Here is a 2552-nt window from a genome sequence, read left to right as displayed (position 1 = left end):
AGCGATCGCTAATATTTACGAAGCTGGACTCACTGATTGTCATGTTCGCCTGTTAGAACAGTTTGAAGTCAAAGCAAATTTAGTTGTACCCATATTGCTAGAAGTAGGCTCTCAAAGCCCCGGCTCTCACCTTTGGGGTTTATTGGTTGCTCACCAATGCTCTGGTTTCCGCGATTGGGAAGAAAATCAATTAGATTTGCTCGATCAACTTACAGTCCAATTAGCGATCGCAATTCAACAATCCAGCATCTTTGAGCAAGCTCAAACTGAACTTGTTCAAAGACAAAAAGCTCAAGTGAAATTAAAAAATGCCTTGGCTGAAAAAGAAGTTCTCTTAAAGGAAGTTCATCATCGAGTTAAAAATAATTTGCAAATTGTCTCCAGCTTATTACAACTTCAGTCTCAAACACTCAAAGATCCGGAAGTAATCAAAGTTCTTCGAGAAAGTCAGAACCGAATTGAATCAATATCTCTAATTCATAAAAATTTGTATACTTCCGCTAATATTGGGCAAATTGATGTTGCTGACTACATCCATAATTTAGCAGCAAGCTTACTAATTTCCTATCAAATATGGCCTGGTAGAATCGGTTTAGAAACTGATATAGATTCAGTGAGTTTGAATGTTGACCAAGCTATTGCCTGTGGATTGGTTATTAATGAATTAATTTCCAATGCCCTCAAGCACGCTTTTCCCAACCAACAAGCAGGCACAATCAGCATTGCTCTACGCAATATCGGTAATAGCATCGAGATGACCATCCGAGACAATGGGATTGGTTTACCAGATAATTTAGATTGGAAAAATACTGATTCTTTGGGTCTGTCGTTAGTATATGACTTGGTTATAGAACAACTCGAAGGCGACATTACTCTAGAACGAAATCATGGAACAGGATTCAAAATTCAATTCACGCAGTTAACTTTGCATCAATAAATATCAAATGGGTCAAGCTAGGATTTTAGTCGTTGAAGATGAAGTGATTGTGGCTAGAACTATTGCTAGCCAACTCACTCAATTAGGATACATTGTTACGGGTACAGCTTCATCTGGAAAAGTTGCCATTGCCAAAGCATCGGAAACTCAGCCAGAACTAGTATTAATGGATATTATTCTTAAAGGTGAGATGGACGGTATTGCTACCGCTAGTCAGATCCGTGAGCAGTTAGACGTTCCTGTAATTTTTTTAACTGCTTATGGTGATGATCATACTTTAGAAAGAGCCAAACTTACCCAACCTTTCGGATACATTGTTAAACCATTTACTACAAAAGATTTAAGAATAGCGATCGAGATCGGTCTTTTAAAACACCAGTTAGAACGTGACCTGCGAGAGAATCGAGATCAGTTAGCAACCCTTTTAAATTCGATGAGTGATGCTGTCATCGCGACCAATGAGCAGGGAGCAGTGACATTCATGAATCCCGCAGCTGAGGCGCTGACTGGCTGGCAGCAAGAAGATGCTTTAGGAAATGAGGCGACGAAAATTTTTCATATTGTCGATGAAGTTACAGAGACTACATTAGAAAACCCTGTGACAAAAGTGCTACGGGAGCAACAAGTTGTTTATTTAGGGGAATTCACATCTCTGATTACAAAAAACGGAAAAAGAATTCCAATTGGCGATAGTGCTTCACCACTAAAACGAGGATCTGACCAGATAAATGGTGTAGTAGTTGTTTTCTGGGATCTTAGCGAACGACGCCAAACAAAATTGCTAGAGCAAGCATTAGAGAAGGAGCAAGAACTTAACCGTCTCAAATCACTATTTATCTCTACCGTATCTCATGAGTTTCGTAATCCGCTAACTGTTATTCAAACGGCAGTAGAACTCATCGAAATGCAAGGAGCAAATTTAACAGATGCAAAAAAAGGCGTTTATTTAAAGCGAATTCAAGGTGCTGTGCAATCTTTAGAAAAACTTATGGAAGAAGTGCTATTTATGGGTCGAGCGGAAGCAGAAAAACTCATATATAACCCTACTCCACTTAACTTACAGCAATTCTGTCGAGAGTTAGTCGAAGATTTTTCTATTGTTGAAACTAGCGTGTGTGAAATTGTTTTTACCTGTCATAGTGAAAACACATCTGCTGTAATGGATCAAGGACTCCTACATTATATGTTAGTAAATCTACTTTCAAACGCGGTTAAATATTCTCCCAGAGGAGGCAACATTCAGTTTGATTTAATATGCGACCCGATTGAGAAAGTAGCAATTTTTTATATTCAAGATCAAGGTATGGGTATTCCCGAAGCAGACCAAACTCGACTTTTTGAATCATTCTACCGAGCCTCAAATGTCCAATCAATTCAGGGTACTGGATTGGGGTTAGTAATCGTTAAAAGGTGCGTTGATGCTCATAGGGGTAAAATCAGTGTCACAAGTCAAGTTGGAGTCGGTACTAAATTTACAGTAATTTTGCCCTTAAATTCCGAATTATCCTTGACTGAAGCTATTTAAAGAAGGAACGGAAAGTAATAGAAAAGAGGAATTAGACCACACCTAAAACAGCCCGTGCTTAGTTACATATTTATCTTACTCCCAGAGATA

General features: G+C 38.7%; 2 protein-coding genes. Both read left to right on the top strand.

Annotated elements, in window-relative coordinates; all coding sequences use genetic code 11:
• Positions 1-937, top strand: a 937-nt coding sequence (locus tag RRG12_RS42810) for a histidine kinase dimerization/phosphoacceptor domain -containing protein (RefSeq protein ID WP_420763264.1), incomplete at its 5' end; no start/stop codon positions are given.
• A 7-nt stretch (positions 938-944) separates the two neighbouring features.
• Positions 945-2462: an ATP-binding protein gene (locus RRG12_RS42805; protein WP_420758019.1), complete on the top strand. Its 1518-nt coding sequence runs from the start codon at positions 945-947 to the stop codon at positions 2460-2462.
• Positions 2463-2552 lie beyond the last annotated feature (90 nt).

It is taken from the genome of Nostoc sp. CALU 546, assembly GCF_048836525.1.
Note: the sequence above shows the minus strand (reverse complement) of the source record. Positions and strands in the feature narration are given on the sequence as shown.